Source organism: Zhongshania sp., from assembly GCF_041623545.1.
Taxonomy (GTDB): domain Bacteria; phylum Pseudomonadota; class Gammaproteobacteria; order Pseudomonadales; family Spongiibacteraceae; genus Spongiibacter.
Map to the genome: position 1 here is coordinate 1 of NZ_JBFJWS010000250.1, position 4,760 is coordinate 4,760.

Annotated in this window: 5 protein-coding genes; 3 read left to right on the forward strand and 2 right to left on the reverse strand. The window is 51.0% G+C overall.

Translation table 11 applies throughout. The features are described 5' to 3' along the window. On the forward strand, window positions 1-664 hold a 664-nt coding region (locus ABYT30_RS15690; RefSeq protein WP_373097435.1), incomplete at its 5' end, for an SDR family oxidoreductase. Between the two features lie 100 nt (window positions 665-764). On the opposite strand, the gene ABYT30_RS15695 is transcribed toward ABYT30_RS15690, so the two are convergent. After that, complete coding sequence (locus ABYT30_RS15695) at window positions 765-2,024, reverse strand: MFS transporter (protein WP_373097436.1); 1,260 nt, start codon at window positions 2,022-2,024, stop codon at window positions 765-767. Window positions 2,025-2,183: 159 nt separating this feature from the next. Then, window positions 2,184-3,218, reverse strand: coding sequence for an AraC family transcriptional regulator (locus tag ABYT30_RS15700; protein WP_373097437.1), 1,035 nt, complete (start codon window positions 3,216-3,218; stop codon window positions 2,184-2,186). A gap of 200 nt (window positions 3,219-3,418) precedes the next feature. On the opposite strand from ABYT30_RS15700, the gene ABYT30_RS15705 reads away from it, so the two are divergent. Both ABYT30_RS15705 and ABYT30_RS15710 read left to right on the forward strand, forming a co-directional pair. Beyond that, the gene (locus ABYT30_RS15705; protein ID WP_373097438.1) at window positions 3,419-4,189 is read left to right on the forward strand and encodes an SDR family NAD(P)-dependent oxidoreductase; all 771 of its coding nucleotides are present in this window, start codon (window positions 3,419-3,421) and stop codon (window positions 4,187-4,189) included. 77 nt (window positions 4,190-4,266) lie between these two features. Continuing rightward, a partial coding sequence (locus ABYT30_RS15710) for a beta-ketoacyl synthase N-terminal-like domain-containing protein (protein WP_373097439.1) occupies window positions 4,267-4,760 on the forward strand: 494 nt, incomplete at its 3' end.

The window sequence follows — 4,760 nt, forward strand, 5'->3', positions numbered from 1 at the left end:
CGATATTGCGGTGTGCGATATAAGTCAGCGCGACGCGGTAGATGACTTGGCTCGGCAAGCCTGTGAGCTTGGTTATGTGGCTGCGGTCGTTCACTCTGCCGGTATCAGTCCGCAAATGGCGCCAGCAGAGCAAATTCTGCGGGTCAACGCGCTGGGGACTGTCAATATTGCTGAGGCGTTTTTGGCGATTGCTGAAGAAGGTTTTGCGCTGGTAAATGTTGCGTCCAATGCGGCGTATATGGCGCCCAGTATCATCATGCCAACCCGCGCCTATCACTATGCTAGCGAAGCGGCAGAGACCTTTGTGAAAAAAGTAATGTTTAGGGTAAACCTGATACCCAAAGATTTTTACCGCAAAGGTATGGCCTACTCAATTAGTAAAAACTTTGTTAAGTGGTATAGCGCCGCTAGTGCCGCTAAGTTTGGTGAAAAGAACTGCCGCATACTCTCAGTTTCACCGGGGACCTTTGATACGGCGATGGGCCGTCTCGAAGAAAAAAGCGGCTCGATGGAAATGTTAAAAACAGCAGCCCTTAAGCGGCCCGGTCGCCCAGAGGAAATAGCTGAAGTGCTTGCCTTTTGCGCCAGCAGCAAAGCGAGTTATTTAACGGGCGTTGACGTCTTGTGCGACGGTGGTGTTATTGCTGGGCGGGCCGTGCGGTAGCGACTTGGTTTTGAGTGTGAGAACGGTATTTTTCCATCAAGCATACTTCCTGGCTGACTGTCAGTCGTGCCGGAAATATGCCTGCAATGGGGGCGAATTCTTATGTCGCTTGAAGCTTACGGTCAAGATGTTGCTGGGCCGTGGGTGTCTTACCAAGGGTAAACAGCGCTATCGCACTAATGCCCATCAATATCGCGGTTAACATAAGGAATTCGTCGTAGCTGCCGAAGTGATCATAGGCTGCGCCAGCACCCAAGGGGCCAAATGCCGTACCGAGGGATAAGGCCATAACCATAGCGCCGTAGAGCGCGCCAAAGTTTTTCAGGCCGAAATACCGCGCCGCTAAATACGCAATAACGTCGACTTCTGAGCCCAGAGTTAAACCAAATATGGCAGCGGCTAAGCTCTGGTTGATGGAGTTTGATCCATCGATTAGCAGCAATGCGCAAGCGACGAGGGGAATTAGAAAGGCGATGCCACCAACGATATGGCCGGCGAAACGATCCAGCAAGAAGCCAGTACCCAGTCTGCCCACAATCGAGAAAATACCAATAAGGGAAGCAACACCTGCCGCGGCAAGTGGCTCAGTTCCGGTATCTTTTAAAATAGGGACAAAATGCACCACGGTGCCTATGGCCGTGAAGGCAAAAAAACCACCTGCCATAATCAGTTTGTATAGCGCCGGTGAGCGCATGCCGTCGGCAATACTCACCCCAGTGAGGACTTTCTCAACCTCTGGATTGTCGCGCTTTTGCGCGATGGACTGATCTTTAGCGCCACGGAAAAAGAAAAACATAATGGGAAATACAATGGTGACCCAAATTCCACCCAAGTACATATAGGCTTCGCGCCAGCCGTAGCTGTCGATCAGCCAGGTTGCCATTACCGGGAATATGGTAGCGCCTACCGATGCGCCAGAGAGTGTGATTGCCAGCGCCAATCCTCGGGATGCCTCAAAGCGACTGGTTACCGCACTGGTCCACACCGTTGCTTGTACCCACAATGTTGAGAAGGCGAGTAGACACCACAGAAATATCCAGTTGCTTTGTTCGCCAGTGGCGGTGCCGAGCAGGGCAACACAGAGGCCCATAAACAATACACCGACAAGGCCAACGCGGCGGGGGCCAATGCGGTCAACTAGGACGCCAATGGGGATGCAAAATATGGCGCTTAAAAAGGCGGCAATGGTGATGCCAGAGGATATTTGCGCCCTTGACCAGCCAAACTCTTGATGAATAGGCTCAATAAAGGGCCCCATTGAATAAACATACATGACGGCTGTGGCATAACCCAGTGATGCCGCGATCGGTAAGGTCCAGAACTTCCGCCACTCTAGGGCTGCTGGTTTGCTTATAATCATAACTACTTCCTGGTTAGGCGTTTTTATTGTGACTGGCGGCATTAGCCGAAGTAAATCAACAGTGCTGCTCAGTTAGCTAGAGAATACCCGAAGGTTTAGGGTGATAACAGAGGAGTGATGTGAATTAATTGGCGTAGACTTAGAATCTGACGCTTTAACTTAGCCTTCGGCAGGGTGGCCAGTATCGGCAAGTTTACGCCGCTTTTTATATTCCATGGGTTTGGCACCCGTCCATTTTTTGAAGGAGCGGATGAATGCACTGGGTTCGGAAAATCCAATGAGCGCGGCAGTTTCTTCGACACTACAGCCAGCACTACTTAAATGGAAAATAGCGCTGTCACAGCGCACTCGGTCTTTGATGTCTTGGTACTGAAAGCCCTCTTGGCGTAGATAATTGCGCAGTGTATGGGGGTGTAGCTCTAGCGATTTTGCGATGTCGGCGAAGGTGGGGTTGGCTCGGAGCCTGGCTTCAAGCGAGGAACCAACTTTGTAATGCCAGCTCTTGGATGTGTAGCTTTGGGTGATCATGGCAAAATTAACGTGGTTTAGAAATTTCTTTAATGCTTGTGCGGAAATGTCGATTGGGTTTTCCAGTAGTGAAGCAGAAAATTGAATTTGCGCCCGCGCTTGTTGGTAGTGGATATTCTTGGTTAAGAATAGGTTTTGGTATTCCATCGCCTGTGGGGGCTGGGCGAAGCAAAAGTCAACGCGATGCAGGGGTATTTGGCGGCCGATTAGCCAGTTGGCGGTGCGGTGTATATAAAAGAGAAATGACTCATAAAGATAGGGGTCGAATTCGACGTTCGTGACCGTCGGTGTCAGGGATATGCTGGCGACGTCGTTGTGGATTTCTAGTTTAGTGCTCAGCCCCCAGGGAATTAGGCGGTAGAAGCGGGTTAGACGTTTTAATGCCTCGCTGAGGTTAGGGGCGTTGGCGGCAAGCTCCGTCATGGTTGCCCAGCAGCCGAGCTTTTGCGCTTGGGTTCCAAAGCCAATTAACTCATCGTTCATAGTCTGCATCGTGTCCCTGCACAGATTGGCGTAATTATCTGCGGGAACCCGAGCGTTGGGGTTGTTCAGTAAGTTGGGGCTTATGTGGTTTTGTCCCAGCAACCTAAGTTGTAAGTCCGGTCGGTGTTGCAAATTTTGCAGGCATTTGTGCACGAAATAAATGGCGATGGTGGGAGATCGCATACTGAATGCCCCGATTAAATAGGGATTGAATTATAACAAAATGTCTATTTTATTGCATCAAGTGGTCATTGCCTTGTTTGCGTTAGCACGCGCAAAATACGGTCCTGATAATTTTGTGGCGTATGGCTATGTCAACGCTGATTGATTTGGGCGGTTTATGCCCGTTTATTTAATGGCGCATTCGAGTGCCGGGAGCCGATATGAATATCCAAGGTAAAGTTGCTGTTGTAAGTGGTGGCGCGTCAGGTATGGGGCTGGAAATAGTGCGTCGCTTGGTTAGCCTTGGCGCTAAGGCCGCGATATTTGATTTGAACGCTACGGCCGGCGCTGCGGTTGTTGCTGAATTGGGTGCAGACGTTATCTTTGCTGAAGTCAATGTCACCAGTGAAGAGTCGGTTACCGCAGGTATCGACCAGACCATGGCGGCGTTTGGCGCTATCCATATTTGTGTTAACTGCGCAGGTATTGCCACTGGCAGTAAGACCTTGGGTAAAAACGGTCCGTTCCCGCTGGATTTGTGGAGTAAAACTTTGGCGGTAAACCTGACAGGAACCTTCAATGTGCTGCGCTTGTGCGCCGAGCAAATGGCTAAGAACACCCCAGAGAATGAAGATGGCGTGCGCGGCGCGATTATCAACACCGCATCAGTTGCTGCATTTGAAGGCCAAGTTGGTCAGGCTGCCTATAGCGCCAGTAAAGGCGGTATTGTTGGCATGACGCTACCGATTGCCCGTGACCTGTCGACGATTGGTATACGCGTTAATTGCATCGCTCCCGGTTTGATCAACACCCCCATGTTTGAGTCTTTACCCGCGCCAGTATACGAAGCGCTGAGCACCACGCCGTTATTCCCTAAGCGTTTGGGCCGCGCCTCTGAGATCGCCCATATTGTGACTAGTGTTATTGAGAACGATTACATCAATGGCGAGTGTATTCGTATGGATGCCGGCCTGCGGATGCAGCCTAAGTAAGGGCGGTAAGACCGAAAAACGGATTAAGTCTGGCGCGGCTTGCGGCGTTCCAGCTAACAAAATTAAGTGGAGTTATTATGACTGAAGCGTGGATTATTGATGCCTGTCGCACCCCCCGTGGGCTAGGCAAATTGGGTAAAGGTTCTTTGGCCGACATTCATCCCCAGCAATTAGGTGCTTGCGTACTCAAGGCCCTGGTTGAGCGCAATAATTTGAATACCGCCGACGTCGACGACGTTATTTGGGGCACCAGCTGCCAGAAAGGCCGTCACGGCGGTGATATGGGCCGGATGTCAGCACTGGATGCGGGCTTTGATATTCGCTCAAGTGGCGTGACCTTGGATCGCTTCTGCGGTTCGGGTATTACTAGTGTGAACATTGCCGCAGCATCGATTATGTCGGGCATGGAAGACGTGGTAATTGCTGGTGGTGCCGAGATGATGTCCAGCTATGGCCATGATAATGGCCTGCCAGAAATCATGGATAGCGGCAATTTACGCTTGCGTGCTCGCCACCCCCAAACTAACCAAGGTGTGTGTGCCGATACCATTGCGACCTTGGAAGGTATTGA

Coding starts and splice junctions, on each gene's coding strand:
- ABYT30_RS15700 (WP_373097437.1), bottom strand. CDS start 3,218: ATGCGATCTCCCACCATCGCCATTTATTTCGTGCACAAATGCCTGCAA.
- ABYT30_RS15705 (WP_373097438.1), top strand. CDS start 3,419: ATGAATATCCAAGGTAAAGTTGCTGTTGTAAGTGGTGGCGCGTCAGGT.
- ABYT30_RS15695 (WP_373097436.1), bottom strand. CDS start 2,024: ATGATTATAAGCAAACCAGCAGCCCTAGAGTGGCGGAAGTTCTGGACC.